18 protein-coding genes and 1 tRNA gene are annotated in these 16,340 nt (G+C 68.9%); 12 read left to right on the top strand and 7 right to left on the bottom strand.

What is annotated here, in order from left to right:
* The first annotated feature begins 12 nt into the window (after positions 1-12).
* Complete coding sequence (locus tag AS96_RS05920; protein WP_036286785.1) at positions 13-699, top strand: GntR family transcriptional regulator; 687 nt, start codon at positions 13-15, stop codon at positions 697-699.
* Positions 700-1,190: 491 nt separating this feature from the next.
* On the top strand, positions 1,191-1,859 hold the full coding sequence (locus AS96_RS05910) for a GntR family transcriptional regulator (protein ID WP_036286782.1): 669 nt from the start codon (positions 1,191-1,193) through the stop codon (positions 1,857-1,859).
* Positions 1,860-1,941: 82 nt separating this feature from the next.
* On the opposite strand, the gene AS96_RS05905 is transcribed toward AS96_RS05910, so the two are convergent.
* A tRNA-Leu gene (locus tag AS96_RS05905) sits at positions 1,942-2,025 on the bottom strand.
* 208 nt (positions 2,026-2,233) lie between these two features.
* Between AS96_RS05905 and AS96_RS05900 the strand changes: the two genes are divergently transcribed.
* From AS96_RS05900 to pknB, 7 genes are all read left to right on the top strand, one after another.
* A complete protein-coding gene (locus AS96_RS05900; protein WP_036286779.1) occupies positions 2,234-2,965 on the top strand; it encodes an FhaA domain-containing protein in 732 nt (243 codons plus the stop codon).
* Positions 2,962-3,513, top strand: a complete 552-nt coding sequence (locus tag AS96_RS05895; protein WP_036286776.1) for an FHA domain-containing protein FhaB/FipA — start codon at positions 2,962-2,964, stop codon at positions 3,511-3,513. Before AS96_RS05900 ends, AS96_RS05895 begins: the two co-directional genes overlap by 4 nt.
* Before the next feature lie 10 nt (positions 3,514-3,523).
* Positions 3,524-4,762, top strand: a complete 1,239-nt coding sequence (locus tag AS96_RS05890; RefSeq protein WP_036286773.1) for a PP2C family protein-serine/threonine phosphatase — start codon at positions 3,524-3,526, stop codon at positions 4,760-4,762.
* A complete protein-coding gene (locus AS96_RS05885) occupies positions 4,759-6,150 on the top strand; it encodes an FtsW/RodA/SpoVE family cell cycle protein (RefSeq protein WP_036286770.1) in 1,392 nt (463 codons plus the stop codon). The genes AS96_RS05890 and AS96_RS05885 overlap by 4 nt, the downstream gene beginning before the upstream one ends.
* Positions 6,147-7,607, top strand: coding sequence for a peptidoglycan D,D-transpeptidase FtsI family protein (locus AS96_RS05880; protein ID WP_036286767.1), 1,461 nt, complete (start codon positions 6,147-6,149; stop codon positions 7,605-7,607). The genes AS96_RS05885 and AS96_RS05880 overlap by 4 nt, the downstream gene beginning before the upstream one ends.
* On the top strand, positions 7,604-9,340 hold the full coding sequence (locus AS96_RS05875) for a protein kinase domain-containing protein (RefSeq protein ID WP_036286764.1): 1,737 nt from the start codon (positions 7,604-7,606) through the stop codon (positions 9,338-9,340). The genes AS96_RS05880 and AS96_RS05875 overlap by 4 nt, the downstream gene beginning before the upstream one ends.
* A gap of 104 nt (positions 9,341-9,444) precedes the next feature.
* Positions 9,445-11,148, top strand: a complete 1,704-nt coding sequence (gene pknB / locus AS96_RS05870; protein WP_036286762.1) for a Stk1 family PASTA domain-containing Ser/Thr kinase — start codon at positions 9,445-9,447, stop codon at positions 11,146-11,148.
* Here the strand turns inward: pknB and AS96_RS05865 are convergent.
* The 3 genes from AS96_RS05865 to AS96_RS05855 are packed head-to-tail and all read right to left on the bottom strand — an operon-like array spanning position 11,083 to position 12,852.
* Positions 11,083-11,793, bottom strand: coding sequence for an anthranilate synthase component II (locus AS96_RS05865; protein ID WP_036286759.1), 711 nt, complete (start codon positions 11,791-11,793; stop codon positions 11,083-11,085). The two genes, pknB and AS96_RS05865, sit on opposite strands and share 66 nt — an antisense overlap.
* Positions 11,774-11,932 carry a hypothetical protein gene (locus AS96_RS15450; protein WP_036286756.1) on the bottom strand — a complete coding sequence of 53 codons (159 nt, stop codon included), beginning with the start codon at positions 11,930-11,932 and terminating at the stop codon, positions 11,774-11,776. The genes AS96_RS05865 and AS96_RS15450 overlap by 20 nt, the downstream gene beginning before the upstream one ends.
* On the bottom strand, positions 11,932-12,852 hold the full coding sequence (locus AS96_RS05855) for a class E sortase (protein WP_231477132.1): 921 nt from the start codon (positions 12,850-12,852) through the stop codon (positions 11,932-11,934). Before AS96_RS05855 ends, AS96_RS15450 begins: the two co-directional genes overlap by 1 nt.
* Before the next feature lie 55 nt (positions 12,853-12,907).
* Here AS96_RS05855 and AS96_RS05850 point away from each other — a divergent pair, with 55 nt between their 5' ends.
* Entirely contained in the window at positions 12,908-13,147 is a 240-nt protein-coding gene (locus AS96_RS05850) for a cell division protein CrgA (RefSeq protein WP_005054721.1), read from the top strand.
* Positions 13,148-13,253: 106 nt separating this feature from the next.
* On the opposite strand, the gene AS96_RS05845 is transcribed toward AS96_RS05850, so the two are convergent.
* Both AS96_RS05845 and AS96_RS05840 read right to left on the bottom strand, forming a co-directional pair.
* Positions 13,254-14,099, bottom strand: coding sequence for a rhomboid family intramembrane serine protease (locus AS96_RS05845; RefSeq protein ID WP_036286754.1), 846 nt, complete (start codon positions 14,097-14,099; stop codon positions 13,254-13,256).
* 20 nt (positions 14,100-14,119) lie between these two features.
* The gene (locus tag AS96_RS05840) at positions 14,120-14,677 is read right to left on the bottom strand and encodes a peptidylprolyl isomerase (RefSeq protein ID WP_036282703.1); all 558 of its coding nucleotides are present in this window, start codon (positions 14,675-14,677) and stop codon (positions 14,120-14,122) included.
* A 91-nt stretch (positions 14,678-14,768) separates the two neighbouring features.
* On the opposite strand from AS96_RS05840, the gene AS96_RS05835 reads away from it, so the two are divergent.
* Both AS96_RS05835 and AS96_RS05830 read left to right on the top strand, forming a co-directional pair.
* Entirely contained in the window at positions 14,769-15,338 is a 570-nt protein-coding gene (locus AS96_RS05835) for a hypothetical protein (RefSeq protein ID WP_036286752.1), read from the top strand.
* Positions 15,331-15,813, top strand: a complete 483-nt coding sequence (locus AS96_RS05830) for an aminoacyl-tRNA deacylase (protein ID WP_051498769.1) — start codon at positions 15,331-15,333, stop codon at positions 15,811-15,813. The genes AS96_RS05835 and AS96_RS05830 overlap by 8 nt, the downstream gene beginning before the upstream one ends.
* Positions 15,814-15,831: 18 nt before the next feature.
* On the opposite strand, the gene AS96_RS05825 is transcribed toward AS96_RS05830, so the two are convergent.
* Entirely contained in the window at positions 15,832-16,269 is a 438-nt protein-coding gene (locus AS96_RS05825) for an NUDIX hydrolase (RefSeq protein WP_036286749.1), read from the bottom strand.
* Between the last annotated feature and the right edge of the window lie 71 nt (positions 16,270-16,340).

Here is a 16,340-nt window from a genome sequence, read left to right as displayed (position 1 = left end):
CAGAGGAGCGACGTGACCACTTCCCCCGAGACCGGCAGTCCGTACGAGCGCCTGCGCGCCGCCATCCTGTCCCTCGAGCTGTTGCCGGGTGAGCGGCTGAGCGAACGCGGACTCGAGTCGATGCTCGGTGCGTCGCGCACCCCCATCCGCGCCGCCCTCATGCGCCTCGAGAACGAGGGACTGACACGGCGCGATGACCGCACCTGGCGCGTGACGCCGATCGACCTCAGCGAGATCCGCGCGCTCATGGAGTACCGCGAGGCGCTCGAGACCGCCGTCGTCGCACTCGCGGTGGACCGCGCCGACGATGCCGAACTGGACAGCCTCGGCGCGATCGCCCGTGCCGGCGGCGAGCACGACGACGCCGACGCCGTACTGCGCGACGGCAGCGACTTCCACGTCGCCCTGGCACGACTGTCGCGCAATGCGTTCCTCGTCGACGCGATCGCCGGCACGCTCGTGCGCCTCAGCCGCACCCGCTGGCTCGAGGTGCGCAGCGCCGCCTCCCGCGCCCACGCCGCCGCCGAGCACCGGGAGATCGTGGCCGCGGTCGCTGCCCGGGATGCCGAGCGCGCGCGCGAGCTCGTCATCGCACACGGCCGCGGCACGCGCGACCGCGTGCTCGCATCACTGTCGGAGGAGCGCCTGCGGCTACGCGGGCGAGGTCTGTCGATCGTGGAGTCGGCAGCGGCGGGCTGAGGTCGCGCCGCCGCGTCACCTTCCGACGGTGGGCGGTGCCATGGTTCCGACGACGCCGACGCGCTCCACCCGCCCGCTCAGCGTCGGCGCGATGTCCACCTCGATGCCGTCCGGAGCCTCGTACGCGGCGCGCAGAGCTCTCTCCGGGGTTCACGCTGCCATCGGGGAGGAGGGAGTCCCAGCGCTCCCAGCTCGTCGTCGCGCGATGAATCTCCGTGTCGTGCGCGACGCCGTCTCGAGGGTGCTCGCCGCGCGTGCGGATGATCCGCGCCTCATCTTCCTCGACGCCGGAGTCTGCTCCCGGATGCCGAGGTGTCAGACCTCGACGATGGCCTGCACCCGAACGCCGCCGCGTCCGAGCGTATGGGCATCCGCTTCGCGGAGCGCGCGTTCGCTGCGGGTGCGCAGTTGGCCACGCCGCGCGTCTGAGCGTGGGCCCGCAGCGGCGTCCCCTGTCGCGGCCGGGTGCGGCGACGTACCATTCGTTCCAAATGAGTGCCACCCTCGCCCCGATCGAGCTCGTCAGCGGGATGATCCTGAGTGACGAGATCTACGCGCGCATCGGCGCGGCGATCGCCGACGGCACTTTCCCTCCCGGACATCGCCTCCGCGATGTCGAGCTCGCCCAGCAGCTGGGCGTGTCGCGAACACCCGTCCGAGAAGCACTGCAACGACTGGAGCGCTTCGGGCTCGTCGAGATCGCGGTCGGCCGCTACACGCGTGTCACCGCTCCCAGCGACGCATTGCGCCGCGACACCGGCGAGTTCGCCGCCTACTTCCTGGGCAATGCGCTCAGCCTTTCGCTGTCACGGTGCTCGGACGACGACCTGGCCGACCTGGTCGCCACGGTGGATGCCGCGCTGGCGGGCATCGACACCGGCAACGCGGCCGCGGTGTTCTCCGCGGCATCCCGCCTGGGCATCGTCGCTGCGCGGGCGACCGGCAACAGTGTGTTCGACACGATCATCCATGAGACCTCGATCGTCGTCGAACGCAATCTGCGCGGATGGTCGGGGGTCCGGGCCGAGGCCGCGCCGCGCCGCGAGAACTGGCAGCTGCTGCGTGACCGGATCTCGGCGCGCGATGCGGCCGGCGCCGAAGAGACCATCCGGCGGCTGTACGGCGTCACGCCCGGCGCCGCACGGCCCGCGCACCCGTGAGTCCCGTTCGGCCGGGGTACATCGACGAAGAGGCCGGGCCCGGATCTGATGTCCGGCCCGGCCTCTTCGTTCGCACGTCCTGTGCGCGAGGGGGGAGTTGAACCCCCACGCCCTTTCGGGCACTGGCACCTGAAGCCAGCGCGTCTGCCTATTCCGCCACTCGCGCGAGCCACGACATCCGAAGATCTCACGGACTCAACTTCCCGAGGATATCACGCCCCGAGACCCGTTTCGACTCGGCGGTGCCCGCCTCGCTCAACGACCGCGCCCGGCCACCTCCCGGTCATTGAGCGCGCGCCAGCTCGGCGCGTTCCGCGTCTGCTCAGCCTGTGCAACTAGCATGTACGCACCGGTCGGCGATCCTGAGGAGCCCTGTGGGACTACTGGACAGCTTCGAGAAGGGACTCGAGCGCGCAGTCAACAGCGCGTTCGCGAAGTCCTTCCGTAGCGGCATTCAGCCCGTCGAGATCGCGGCCGCCCTGCGCAGCGAACTCGACGCGAAGGCTGCTGTCGTCAGCCGCGACCGCATTCTCGCCCCGAACATCTTCGAGGTGCGCATGTCGCCGGCCGATGCCGAGCGCATGCTGGGTCTGGGCAGCGCGCTCGACTCCGAACTGCACACCCTCGTCGACGCCCACGCGAAGGCGCAGGGGTTCAGCTTCGCCGGTCCCGTCACCATCGCTTTGGCCGGTGACCCCACCCTCTCGACGGGCACGCTGCGCGTCGCCTCGCAGACCGCGGCCGGCCAGGTCGCCTGGCGCGGCGTCGTCGAGATCGCCGGAGCCTCGCACACCCTCGCGAAGGGGCGCACCGTCATCGGGCGCGGCAGCGACGCCGACATCACGATCCCGGATGCCGGGACCAGCCGTCGTCACGTCGAGATCCTCTGGGACGGCGAGCGCGCCATGGTGCGCGACATGGGCTCGACCAACGGCACGCAGCTGAACGGCACGAAGATCGCCGAAGCGCCGCTGCCCCCCGACTCGGTGGTCACGATCGGCCGCACCGACATCGTCTTCCGCGTCATCGCACAGGCCGCGCCCCCTCGCCCCACGACCTCTGCCGCCGACGCGACCCGCGCCTTTGGAATCGGAGGACCCGCGTGAGCGAGTTGACTCTCCTGCTGCTGCAGATCGGCTTCCTGATCCTGCTGTGGTTCTTCGTCTTCGCCGTCGTCTACTCCCTGCGCGCAGACCTCTTCGGCGTCAAGGTGCGAAAGCTCGCCGAACCCGCGGCCGCCGGCGTGGGCGTCGCCGCCGCGGCATCCGCGCCCGCCGCCGCCCAGGCGGCGACGGCACCCATCGCCCCGGCCGCTCCCGCCGCCGCTGCGAGCCCGAGCGGACCACAGAAGGCGACCCGCGACGCCGTGTCGCGCATCGTGATCACGAGCGGCCCGAAGGCTGGCCTCGAGCTGCCGCTCGGTTCTGACGCGCTCACGATCGGCCGCTCCAGCGAGTCGGGTCTCGTGATCCGCGACGACTACACCTCCAGCCACCACGCGCGCCTGCTGCTGTGGGGCGACCAGTGGATGATCCAGGACCTCGACTCCACCAACGGAACCTGGCACGACGGTGCTCGCGTGAGCACCCCGGTGCCCGTCCGCGTGGGCGCACCGATCAAGGTCGGCGCGACGACGTTCGAGCTGAGGAAGTAGCCCGCCTCTCATGGTCTTCGAGGGATCGAGCGTCGCCATCTCCCACACGGGGAAGGTGCGCTCCAACAACCAGGATTCGGGCTACGCGGGCTCGAATCTCTTCGTCGTCGCCGACGGGATGGGCGGCCACGCCGGGGGTGATGTCGCCTCGAGCATCGCCGTCCACCGCCTGAAGAACCTCGATCACCCCTACGCCTCGACCGCGGAGGCCGAGCAGGCGCTGCAGGAAGCCATCTCCTCGACCGCGGGGGTGCTGATCGACACCGTCGCGCGCCGACCCGAACTCGCCGGCATGGGCACCACCGTCAGCGGCCTCATCATGGTGGACGACTACGCCGTGATCGCCCACATCGGCGACTCGCGCATCTATCTCTACCGCGACGATGCGCTCACCCAGATCACCACCGACCACACCTTCGTGCAGCGGCTCGTCGACTCCGGTCGCATCACTCCCGAAGAGGCGCGCTACCACCCGCGTCGGTCCGTGCTCATGCGCGTGCTCGGCGACATGGACCCCGACCCCGAGGTCGACACGTTCATCATGCCGACCCAGCCCGGCGACCGCTGGCTGCTCTGCTCCGACGGCCTCTCCGGCGTCGTCGACGACGCGCACACCAGCAAGGTGCTCGGCCACCACTATCCGCCGGGCCGCACCGCCGATCTCCTGCTCAAGCAGGCGCTCGACGGCGGAGCCCCCGACAACGTCACCGTCGTCATCGTGGACGTCGGCGGCAGCCACCCGATGTTCAGCGGCACCGCGACGATCGTCGGCTCGGCGTCCAACCCGCAGGGCGTCGACGTGCCGGCCGCCCGCCCCGGGCGTACCAGCTGGCTGCACACCGCCCGCCAGGCCGCCAACGAGCCGACGCACTTCGAGCCCGCCGCGGAGTTCCTCGAGGAGCTCATCGAGGAAGACCGCCGACGTGCCCGCCGTCGGCGCATCTGGTGGGTCGTCGGCCTGATCGCGATTCTCGCCGCCCTCTCGGCGGCAGCGCTCGGCGCCTACGCCTGGACTCAGACGCGGTACTTCGTCGGCGCCGATGCCGACACCGTCGTCATCTACCGCGGCATCCAGCAGGACATCGGCCCGATCTCGCTGTCGTCCGTCTACGAGGACACGGGCATCGTGCTGAACGACCTGCCCTTCTACCAGCGTCTCGCGGTGACCTCGACGATCTCGGCGCGCTCGCTCTCGGACGCCGAGCAGATCGTCGACACCCTGCGCACCACTCTGGAGGGTGGACGATGAGCTCGGCGACAGACACCGTCCAGGCCGACACGACGGTCGTGAAGGCGCTGCGAAAGCTCCGGATGCCGCAGACGCAGCGCAACCGCGAACTCGGTCTGCTGCTGTTCGCCTTCGCGATCAACGGCGCCGCCGTCGCCCTCGTGCAGCTGGGCGCGCTCGGCCACATCGACTGGACGTTCCTCTACTACTGCGGCGCACTGACCGTGCTGGTGCTCGGACTGCACATCGTGCTGCGCTTCAAAGCGTCGCAAGCCGACCCGTTCGTCGTCCCCATCGCGACCGTGCTGTCGGGTCTCGGCCTGGCGATGATCTACCGCATCGACATCGAGGACCAGAGCACCGGGTGGGACGCCCTCTCGACCCGCCAGCTGGTGTGGCTGGCCATCGCGAGCGCCGCGGCGGTCGCGATCGTGATCTTCCTGAAGAACTACCGCGTGCTGTTCCGCTACACGTACGTCTTCGGCTTCGTCGGCATCCTGCTGCTCGTGCTCCCCTTCGTGCCGGGGCTGGGCACCGACGCCAACGCCGATGTGTGGATCTCCATCGGTGGCCTCTTCTCCTTCCAGCCCGGCGAGCTGGCGAAGATCGCGTTGGCCATCTTCTTCGCCGGCTACCTCGTGCGCACGCGCGAGGCGCTCACCTCGGTCGGTACGCGCTTCCTCGGCATGACGTGGCCGCGTGCCCGCGAGCTTGGACCGCTCCTGCTCATCTGGCTCGCCTCGATGGCGATCATCGTCTTCCAGCGCGATCTCGGCACGGGTCTGCTCATGTTCGGCATGTTCATCGCGATGATCTACGTCGCCACGGGCAAGACGAGCTGGGCGGTGCTCGGTCTGCTGCTGGCCGTCGGCGGCGCCCTCATCGCCTCGCAGGTGCTCAGCTACGTGGGAGGGCGCTTCCAGAACTGGCTGGACGCCTTCAACCCCGCCGTCATCGACAGCGCGGGCGGCAGCTATCAGCTCGTGAGCGGCATCTTCGGCCTGTCCGAGGGCGGCCTGCTCGGAACCGGTCTCGGCCGTGGACGGCCGGGGCTGACCCCCCTGTCGCAGAGCGACTACATCTTCCCCAGCATCGGCGAAGAGCTGGGGCTCATCGGCGTCTTCGCGATCCTCTGCCTGTACATGGTGTTCACCAGTCGCGGCATCCGCATCGGCATCGCCGGCCAGGACGACTTCGGAAAGCTGCTCGCCACCGGACTGTCGTTCACCATCGCGCTCCAGGTGTTCATCATGGTCGGCGGCGTCACCCGACTCATCCCCCTGACGGGGCTGACGACCCCGTTCCTCGCGGCGGGCGGATCGTCTCTGGTGGCCAACTGGATCGTCGTCGCGTTGCTGCTTCGCATCTCCGATGCCGTGCGCTCGCGCCCCCGGGTGGTGATCGGATGACCCGCGAACTGCGACGGCTGTCGCTGATCATGCTCGCCATGTTCGTGGCCCTGTTCGGCGCCACCAGCTGGATCCAGGTCGTCCAGGCCGGCGATCTCAGCGAGAACCCGCTCAACAAGCGCGCGCTCTACGACTCGTTCGAGGTGCAGCGCGGGTCGATCATCGCCGGCGATACCGTCATCGCCGACTCCGTGCCCAGCGACGACGTGTACGCCTGGCAGCGCCAGTACGCCGACCCCCAGATGTGGGCGCCGGTCACGGGGTACATGAACCCGTTGCTCAACTCGCTCACCGGCCTCGAACAGTCGATGAACAAGGAGCTCTCGGGCACCGCCAACTCGCAGTTCCTCTCGCGCGTCGATCAGATCATCACGGGTCAGCCCGCGCGCGGCTCCAACGTTCTGCTCACCCTCGACCCGGCCATCCAGAAAGCTGCTTTCGACGCGCTCGGCACCTATCAGGGCGCCGTCGTCGCGCTCGAGCCCAAGACCGGGCGCGTTCTCGCGATGGTGACGAGCCCGAGCTACGACACCAACGCGATGGCCGTGCACAACGCGCAGCAGGTCAACGAGACCTACGACCAGCTGATAAACGCCGCCGTCAATCCGCTCGACAATCGCGCGATCGACACCCTGAACCCGCCTGGATCGACCTTCAAGCTCGTCGTCGTCTCGGCGGCGCTGGCGTCGGGCAAGTTCACGCCGGACTCGACCTTCCCCAACCCCGCGACCTACACGTTGCCGGGAACGTCGACCTCGATCCGCAACTTCGACGGCAACACGTGCGGCCCCGGAGATCAGGTCACCATCGCCACCGCCCTGCGCCTGAGCTGCAACATCCCGATGGCACAGCTCGCCGTCGCGCTCGGCCAGGACGCCCTTCGCGCCGAGGCCGAGAAGTACGGCTTCAACAACGCGAGCATCGACATCCCGCTCGGCGTCGTCACCTCGGCATACCCGACGGGCGCCCTCTCGGCCGACAAGGTCGCCCTGACGGGGTTCGGACAGGGCAGCGTCACCGCCACGCCGCTGCAGATGGCGATGGTGGCCGCCGGCATCGCCAACGGCGGCATGGTCATGAAGCCGCGCATGGTCGACCGGGTCGTCGCGCCCGATCTGACCGTGCAGGAGACGTTCACCGACCCCGAGCTGGGCCGTGCGCTCAGCTCGACGGATGCCGCGACGATGACCTCGCTGATGATCTCCAATGTCCGTGACGGCGCGGCCAGCGGTGCAACAATAGACGGGTTCGACGTGGCCGGGAAGACCGGTACCGCGGAGCACGGACCCTCGGATCCGTACACTCTCTGGTTCACGGGCTTCGCCCCGGCCAACGACCCGAAAGTGGTCGTCGCCGTGATGGTGGAAAACGGCGGAGGTCTCGGGCAGTCCGGCACGAGCAACGGGATCGCGGCTCCAATCGCGAAGAAAGTCATGGAGGCGGTGCTGAGCAGATGAGACCGACACAGGGTGTGAGCTTCGGTGGACGCTACGAGCTGGATTCGCGGATCGCGATCGGCGGCATGGGCGAGGTCTGGGAGGCCACCGACCACGTGATCGGACGCACCGTCGCGATCAAGATCCTCAAAGACGAGTACATGGGAGACCCGGGCTTCCTGGAGCGCTTCCGCGCCGAGGCCCGCCACGCGGCGCTCGTCAACCACGAGGGCATCGCGAGCGTCTTCGACTACGGCGAGGAGAACGGCTCCGCCTTCCTCGTGATGGAGCTCGTCCCCGGGGAAGCACTGTCGACCATCCTCGAGCGCGAGGGATCACTGTCCACCGACAAGACCCTCGACATCGTCGCGCAGACCGCCGCCGCCCTGCAGGCCGCGCACGCCGCCGGTCTCGTGCACCGCGACATCAAGCCGGGAAACCTGCTCATCACCCCCGACGGACGGGTGAAGATCACCGACTTCGGCATCGCCCGCATCGCCGACCAGGTGCCGCTGACCGCCACCGGTCAGGTGATGGGCACCGTGCAATACCTCTCGCCCGAGCAGGCGTCGGGGCACGCGGCATCCCCCGCGACCGACATCTACTCGCTGGGCATCGTCGCCTACGAGTGCCTCGCCGGCAAGCGCCCCTTCACCGGGGAGTCGCAGGTGGCGATCGCGATGGCGCAGATCAACGACACCCCGCCGCCGCTGGCGGCCACCATCGCCGAGCCGGTGCGCAACTTCGTGATGAGCATGATCGCGAAGAAGCCGGAGGACCGGCCCGCGACCGCATCCGCCGTCGCCCGAGCGGCGACCGCGCTTCGTCGCGGTGACGTCGCCGGAGCGGCGGCCATCGTCCCCGCCATCGCCGGTGGCCTGGCCATGGACGAGGCGACGAAGCTGCTGACCCCGGGACTCGCGACTCAGGAGGCCACGCGCCTGCTGCCGACCGCGGGAGCGGCCGGCGCCGTCGCGGCCGTCGATGCCGCAGACGAGCCGCAGAAGAAGAAGCGCAGCCCGTGGACGTGGCCGCTGGTCGCGCTCATCGCGCTGCTGCTCATCGTGCTCGGCGGCACCCTGTTCGCCCTCTTCGCGAACCAGGGCGCGCAGCCCGCGCCGACGACGAGTTCCTCGACATCCTCGACGCCCAGCCGCTCGGCGACGCCCCCGTCACCCTCGGCGAGCCCCACGACGGTAGCCATCGACAGCCTTGGACTGATCGGTCAGACGTGTGACGCCGCAAAGGCCATCGCTGAGAAGGCTGGTTTCACCAACGTCTCCTGCGAGCGGGGATCCGCGGCAACGACGCAGGACGAGGTCGGCAAGGTGTACCAGACCAACCCGACCACGGGCAACGTCAAGCTCAGCAGCCCGGTGACGCTGACCTTCTACGACGAGATGAGCCCGATCGGCACGCCGAACCCGCCGACGGTGACGAACGACCCGAAGGGGTCGCAGACCTTCACCGTGACCTGGGAGGCGTTCAGTGGATGCCCGGCCGGATCGTCGGTGACCGCGTACAACTTCACCGTCATCAACGGCACCTTCAACGCGAACAACAGCACGACGTATCAGTCGCCCACCGCGCCGCGGAGCCTTCAGGTGACGGCCGACAAGAACGTGCAGCCGGGATCGTTGATCCTCGTGAAGTACAGCGCGCAGTGCGGCGACCGCACGAGCCCGGATTCCCAGGAGGGTCAGGCGCCGATCCCGACGACGAGCACGCCCACGGGCACGCCGGTCGCTCCCTGAGAGCGCGGCCCGCGTCCCCGGGGTGGGGGTCGCGGGCGTAAGGGTCCAGGGGTCGCACAGCAGGGTTCTATTAGGCTGGCTATGAGTCAGCCCAGGGGAGAGAAGTGTCTGCAGATCCGCGTGTGCTGTCCGAGCGGTACCGCGTCGATGAACTCATCGGCCGCGGAGGCATGGCCACCGTGTACCGCGGGCAGGACCTGACCCTCGGGCGTCAGGTGGCCATCAAGATCCTCAAGCGGGAGCTCGCCGAAGACAGCGCGTTCCGCACCCGATTCCGGCTCGAGGCGCAGTCGGCCTCGCGAATGTCGCACCCCGCGATCGTCCGCGTCTACGACGCCGGTGAGGATGCCGAGACCGACCCCGACGGCTCGACGCACCCCGTCCCCTACATCGTGATGGAGCTCGTCGAAGGCACCCTCCTGAAGGATGTCGTCAGCGACGGCGGCGTGCCGGTCGGCGACGCCATCCGCTACGTCGACGGCATCCTCGAAGCACTCGAGTACTCTCATCGCGCCGGCGTCGTCCACCGCGACATCAAGCCCGGCAACGTCATGATCACCCCCGGCGGCCAGGTGAAGGTCATGGACTTCGGCATCGCCCGCGCCGTGTCCGACTCCTCCTCGACCGTCGCCGAGACCACCGCCATCATCGGCACCGCGGCCTACCTGTCGCCGGAGCAGGCCAAGGGTGAGCCGGTCGATGCGCGCGCCGACCTCTACTCGGCCGGCATCGTGCTGTACGAGCTGCTCACCGGTCGCCAGCCCTTCCGCGGCGAGTCTCCGGTCGCGGTCGCCTATCAGCACGTCAGCGAGACGCCTCTTCCCCCCTCCGAACTGGTCGACGCGATCCCCCGCTCGATCGACGCGGTCGCGCTGCGCGCTCTCGCCAAGGATCCGTTCCAGCGGTACCAGGACGCGGCGTCGTTCCGCCAGGCGCTCGACGCCACGGTCGACGGTCACACCCCGACGAAGAAGCAGGTCGGCGCGCTGGCCAGCGAGCTCTACGGTGCGAACCCGCGGCAGGCCGCAGAGACGGCCCGGTCGCTGCGCCAGCTGACCGCCGACACGACCATGCGGCGGACGCAGGCAGGACCCCCGGCCGCGTGGATCTGGGCCGGGGTGGCACTGCTCGCCGTCGTCCTGATCTCGGTGCTGATCTGGGTCATCACGATTAGGCCCGGCGCCGCGGTGCCGCAGAATTCGCGCGTCGTCGAGGACGTCGTCGACATGTCGTGGGACCGCGCGAGCGAGAAGCTGGTGGGTCAGGATCTTCAGGCGAAGCGCGTCGACCAGAGCGACAATGCGATCGTCTCCGGCAACGTCATCCGCACCGACCCCGCCGCGGGTACCATCGTGGCTCCCGGCCAGACGATCACGGTCTACGTCTCCACGGGTCAGCAGACCAGCGCCATGCCCGACATCACCGGCAAGTCGTCGACAGACGCAGAAGCGGCTCTGAAGGCCGTCGGATTGCAGCTGGGGGCCGTGACGACGCGCAGCGACCCCGACCTCGCCCAGGGCATCGTCATCTCGGCCGACCAGACCGCGGGCACGCAGATCCCGGTCGGAACGCGCGTGAACCTCACGGTCGCCAGCGGCAAGGTCGCTCTGGTGAACCTCGTCGGCTACACCGTCGACGCCGCGACCAGGGACCTCACGTCCGCCGACCTCAAACTCACCGCGAGCGTCGTCGAGGACCCGTCGTGTCCCGCCGTGGGCTCGACGCCGATCGTCGCCGGACAGTCACTGCCCCCGGGCGATGTGCCGATCCACTCCACGGTCGAGCTCCGCGTCTGCACCGGTAAGTGATCCCCGCCGGGGCTGCAGCTCGCGGCCGCGTGCTGCAGCCCCGGCGGCCCCGACGCGCTCCAGCCATGAGCCCAGCAGTAAGTGCCCACCCTCGGTGAGCACCGATTCGGGATGGAACTGCACGCCCCAGAGCGGCAGCTCGCGGTGGGCGAGTCCCATGATGACTCCGGACGATGTGCGCGCGGTCACCTCGAGCTCGGCGGGCAGCGAGTCCGGAACGACCGCGAGAGAGTGGTAGCGCGTCGCCGAGAAGGGCGACGGCAGTCCGGCGAAGGGGAACGCGCCGTCATGCCAGACCCGCGATGTCGTGCCGTGGCGCAGCTGCGGGGCCTCGGCCACCGTCGCACCGAACGCCACCCCGAGCACCTGGTGGCCCAGGCACACCCCCATCAGGGGGATGCGCGCGGAAGCCGCCGCCCGCACGATCTCGATCGAGGCCCCGGCATCCTCCGGCGAGCCGGGTCCGGGTGAGATCAGCACTCCCGCATACGGGGCGATCACGGCCACGGGGTCATCGACGGCATCCGCTTCGACCATGTCGGTCGTCGCCCCCAGCTCGTGCAGATAGCCGACGAGCGTGTGGACGAAGCTGTCGTGGTTGTCGACGACGAGAACTCGTCGCCCCTCAGCCGCCGACCGTGGCATCCTGCGGATTGACGAACTGAGCGACCCACGGGAACACGTACCAGAACAGCCCGTAGAGCACGGCGGCCAGCAGAACCAGCAGAATGAGGATGCGCACCCAGGCCGGGCCGGGAAGAACACGCCACAGGGCGGCATACATCAGGCGGACACTCCCTGGGTGAGCGAGGCGGGCGGTCCCGCCGAGGTCGGAGTGAAGCTCTCGAACACGGCGTACGCGATGATGCGCTCGAGCATGTTGAGCTTCGGGGCGCAGCTGGTCAGTGTGAGATAGCGGCCGTTTGCTGCCATGCCGACCCGCTGCGGAACCGGCAGCAAGACCTCGACCTGCGTCGCCTGCACGTACTCGAGAGTGCGGAAGCGATACGTGTACCAGCCGTCCGGCGTCTGGATGACGATCGCGTCACCGATCACGAGCTTGTCGATCGGGTCGAACGGTGCGCCCGAGGTCCATCGGTGGGCGGCGTACACGGTGTTGCCGACCTCTCCGGGCATGGCGGTATCGGTGTAGTGACCGATCTCACCCGCGTCGAGGATGTCGTGGCGGCCCGTTCCCGCGGCCACCGTGAACTGCCAGTTCGGTCCGAAGCGGGGCACGAACATCACCCCGAACTGCTGACCGTAGTCCTTCTGCGCCATCACCGGAACCGGTGCGGCGGCCGCGGGCGATGAACTCGCACTCGGAGACGGCGTGGGCGTGTCGGATGCCGTCGGGCTCTGCGGTACCTGCTGGAGCCAGCTCTGCGACAGCGCACTGGCCTCCGTGTGCTTCTGAGACCCGATGATCCAGTCACCGATCCACATCTGCCAGGCGACGTAGAGCAGTGCGACGACGCCGGCCGTGATCAGCAGCTCGCCGAGGACGCCGAGGAACGAGGCTCGTCGTCGCGGCTTCGCGGCGCGCAGCGGCGCAGACGCACCCTCCGGCTCCTGGGTGATCGGCTCCGCCGGAGTGGTCGGCCCCGACTCCTCCGACTGCGCTGCAAGACGGCGGGCGCGCCGAGACGTGTGCTCGAGCGAGCCGATGCCCTCAGCTGCGTTGCCGTCGATGCCGTCCTTCACGCTGTGATTGTCGCACAGCATGGCTGAGGGAGACCTGCCAGGTAGAATCGTGGCCATGGCGCGTTCAGGAAAGCACGACGAGCAGGTCGCGGAGTACGGCGAAGGCGAGTCCGCACCCAACCCGGTGTGGTTCAAGCCCATCATGCTCGGGCTCATGATCCTGGGTCTGCTGTGGGTGATCGTGTTCTACCTGAGCAACCAGGCGCTGCCGATCCCCGGCATCGCCGGGTGGAACCTCGTCATCGGCTTCGGAATCGCCTTCATCGGATTCCTCATGACCACGCGCTGGCGCTGATCGCCGGCGTCCGCGGTCTTTCCACAGGTGTCATGGCCTGTGAATTACACGGGTGTGATTCATCCCCATCTGTGGATGAACCTGTGGATAACTCTCGGCTGACGGTCTAGGCGTACAGGTAGAGCGGAACAGCCAGCGCACCCAGCAGGCCGACGCCCACGGCGACCAGCAGCCAGATCTGCAGCGCGCGCTGGCGGATCTTCCGCGTGCGCGCGAAGATGACGCCGATCAAGGCGCCGACCAGACCGCCGCCGATGTGCGCCTGCCAGGCGATGTTCGATCCCGGCAGGAACGTGATCACCAGGTTGATCCCGAGCAGCACGGCGATCGCCGTGACGTTGGCGCCGAGGTGACGGCCGATGACGAACATCGCGCCGAGCAATCCCCAGACCGCACCGGAAGCGCCGACGACCCAGGTGTTCGGGGCGAGCAGCGCCGTCAGGACCGAGCCCCCGAGAGCGCTCAGCAGGTAGAGCGCGAGGAAGCGCCACCTTCCGAGCAGCGGCTCGAGACTGCGTCCGAGCGCCCACAACGCGAGCATGTTGAAGGCGATGTGGAAGATGCTCGCGTGAACGAGTGTCACCGTCAGCAGTCGCCACGGCTGCACGTACGCCAGCTGCGCGTGGAAGGCGAGCAGGTTCTGCACATAGAGACCGATGCCGGGGATCAGTCCGATCAGGTAGAACACGCTGGTGACGATGACCAACGTGTACGTCACGACGGGCTTTCCGTCGATACCGGACGGGCGTCGACGCGGCATCCGCGTGACACTCGCCGACGCCGCCTTGCGCTGTTCGGCGAGGCACTCCGGGCAGATGACTCCCACCGGAAGCGGTGTCTGGCACTCTCCGCAGATCGTGCGCAGACACCGCTGACAGAGCACGAAGCTCTGCCGATCCGGATGCCGGTAGCAGAAGTTGTCCGGATTGGTGCGGATGTCGGAGTCGGTCACGCGGGCCGGTTCCGCTCTGCTCAGGCGGGGACGACGTCGATCGAGCTGATCACGACGGGCTCGATCGGGCGGTCGCCCGCGGCGGTCGGAACGGCCGAGATCGCGTCGACGACGGCACGCGAAGCATCGTCGGCGACCTCGCCGAAGATCGTGTGCTTGCCGTTGAGCCACGGCGTCGGATCGGTCGTGATGAAGAACTGCGAGCCGTTGGTGCCCTCGGCCTTGCCCGTGATGGCGTTGCGGCGCAGGCCCGCGTTGGCCATCGCCAGCAGGTAGGGGGCACCGAAGGTGAGCTCGGGGTGGATCTCGTCGTTGAAGTTGTAGCCGGGTCCCCCGACGCCCTGACCGAGCGGGTCGCCGCCCTGGATCATGAAGTTCGGGATGATGCGGTGGAAGATGACGTCCTTGTAGAGCGGGCCTTCGCCCGGCTTGCCGGTCGCCGGGTGCGTCCAGGCCTGCGAGCCGTCGGCGAGACCGGTGAAGTTCTGCACGGTGCGCGGTGCGTGGTCTCCGAAGAGGTTGACGACGATGTCGCCGTGGTTGGTGTGGATGGTCGCGACGGCGGTGTGGATCGGCATGCCTAGCATTCTCTCACCTGTCAACCCCTCGCGAGGCCCGGCAGGTCTGGCAAGATGGGATGAAACCCAGCCGGAACCCAGGGAGGGCACCGTGAGCCTCAGCCGCAAGCGCAAGAAGGAACTCCGCAAGCTCCAGCACCAGGCGAACACGCTGTGGGAGTCGCAGCAGGTCCTGATCGGACAGGCGGGCGAGGTCGCCCGCGAGGCCGGTCGTCAGCTCGGCAACTACAACCGCGAGCAGGTCGTGCCGACCGTGCAGCACACGTACGAGAAGTACGCGGCGCCGTATGTCGAGCAGGGCGTCGCGACCTCCAAGAAGGTCTACAACGACAAGGTCGTGCCGACGGCGGGTGCGCTGATCGGTTCGGCGCTGTCGGTGTGGGATGCCGCGACCGAGAAGCGTCATGATCTGGCCGCGGGTCGTGGCTTCGGCTCGATCGACCTCGCCGCCATGCAGAAGAAGGCCGACAAGTACGGCAAGAAGGCGACGAAGCAGCTGAGCGTCCCCGCTCCGAAGAAGAGCCTGGGCGCCGGCGGCGTCATCGCGATTCTCCTCGGCATCGCCGCCGCGGCCGGTGTGGTCTACGCCGCGTGGCAGACACTGCGCGCCGACGACGAGCTGTGGGTGGCGGACGACCCGCTGCGCGCCCCGGATGCCTGATCCCCTCGACCGCGTCCGAGATGCGGCCGCCGCGCGCGGTCTCGACATCGAGCTGCGGGAGCGCCCCGCGGCATCCAGCCTCGCGGACGCTGCGAGCCTGCTCGGTCTGCAGCCTGCTGACATCGTCAAGACACTCGTGGTCAAGAAGTCCGACGACACGTATCTGTTCGCGTTGATCCCGGGAGATCTGGCGATCTCCTGGCCGAAGCTGCGGGCCCTCGTCGGGGTGAACAAGCTGAGGCTCCCCGAGCCGGATCTCGCTCTGGCCGCGACCGGCTACGAGCGCGGGACGATCGTGCCGATCGGCAGCACCAACGACTGGCCGGTGTATGCGGACGCGTCGATCGTGGGGCGGCGTATCGCGATGGGTGCCGGGGCACACGGATACAGCCTGTTCGTCGACGCCGACGACCTCATCCGTGCGTACGACGCGACGGTCGCCGACATCTCCCAGCCGGCGGCATCGGCCTCCTGAGCGCGGCGCTCAGCCGGGTCAGCTCGCCCTGGCGACGGGCAGGCCGGCCATCCCGAGTGCGATGTCGACGAGCTTCACCCGTTGCGGTGGGAGCGCGGTGAGGGCGAACCACTCCGCACGATCGGTCGATCCATTGCGCTCGTAACGCAGCTGCCCGCCGGTCACCTCCGCCCGGTACACGATGCGCAGCGTGTGCAGCGGTTCGGGGTCGTCCGCGAAGACGCGGCGGTTCGCGGGGATCACGCGAGAGTGGATGCCGAGCAGCGCCCCGATACGCACGCGGAACCCCGTCTCCTCCCAGACCTCGCGGCGCGCGGCATCCACCGGATCCTCGCCGTCTTCCAAGCCGCCTCCGGGCATCGTCCACGCTCCGCGGCGCCCCTGGTGCCAGTGAGCGAGCAGCACGCGGTCGGACTCGTCGACGACGACGGCGTAGGCGGCGACCCGCAAGTCCATGCGGTGAGCCTAGCTGTACTTCCCCGTGACGTTGTGAACGCGGGCTGAGGGGGTCTGGCCTCCGATCCCGG

It is taken from the genome of Microbacterium sp. MRS-1, from assembly GCF_000585455.1.
Lineage (GTDB): Bacteria > Actinomycetota > Actinomycetes > Actinomycetales > Microbacteriaceae > Microbacterium > Microbacterium laevaniformans.
Note: the sequence above shows the minus strand (reverse complement) of the source record. Positions and strands in the feature narration are given on the sequence as shown.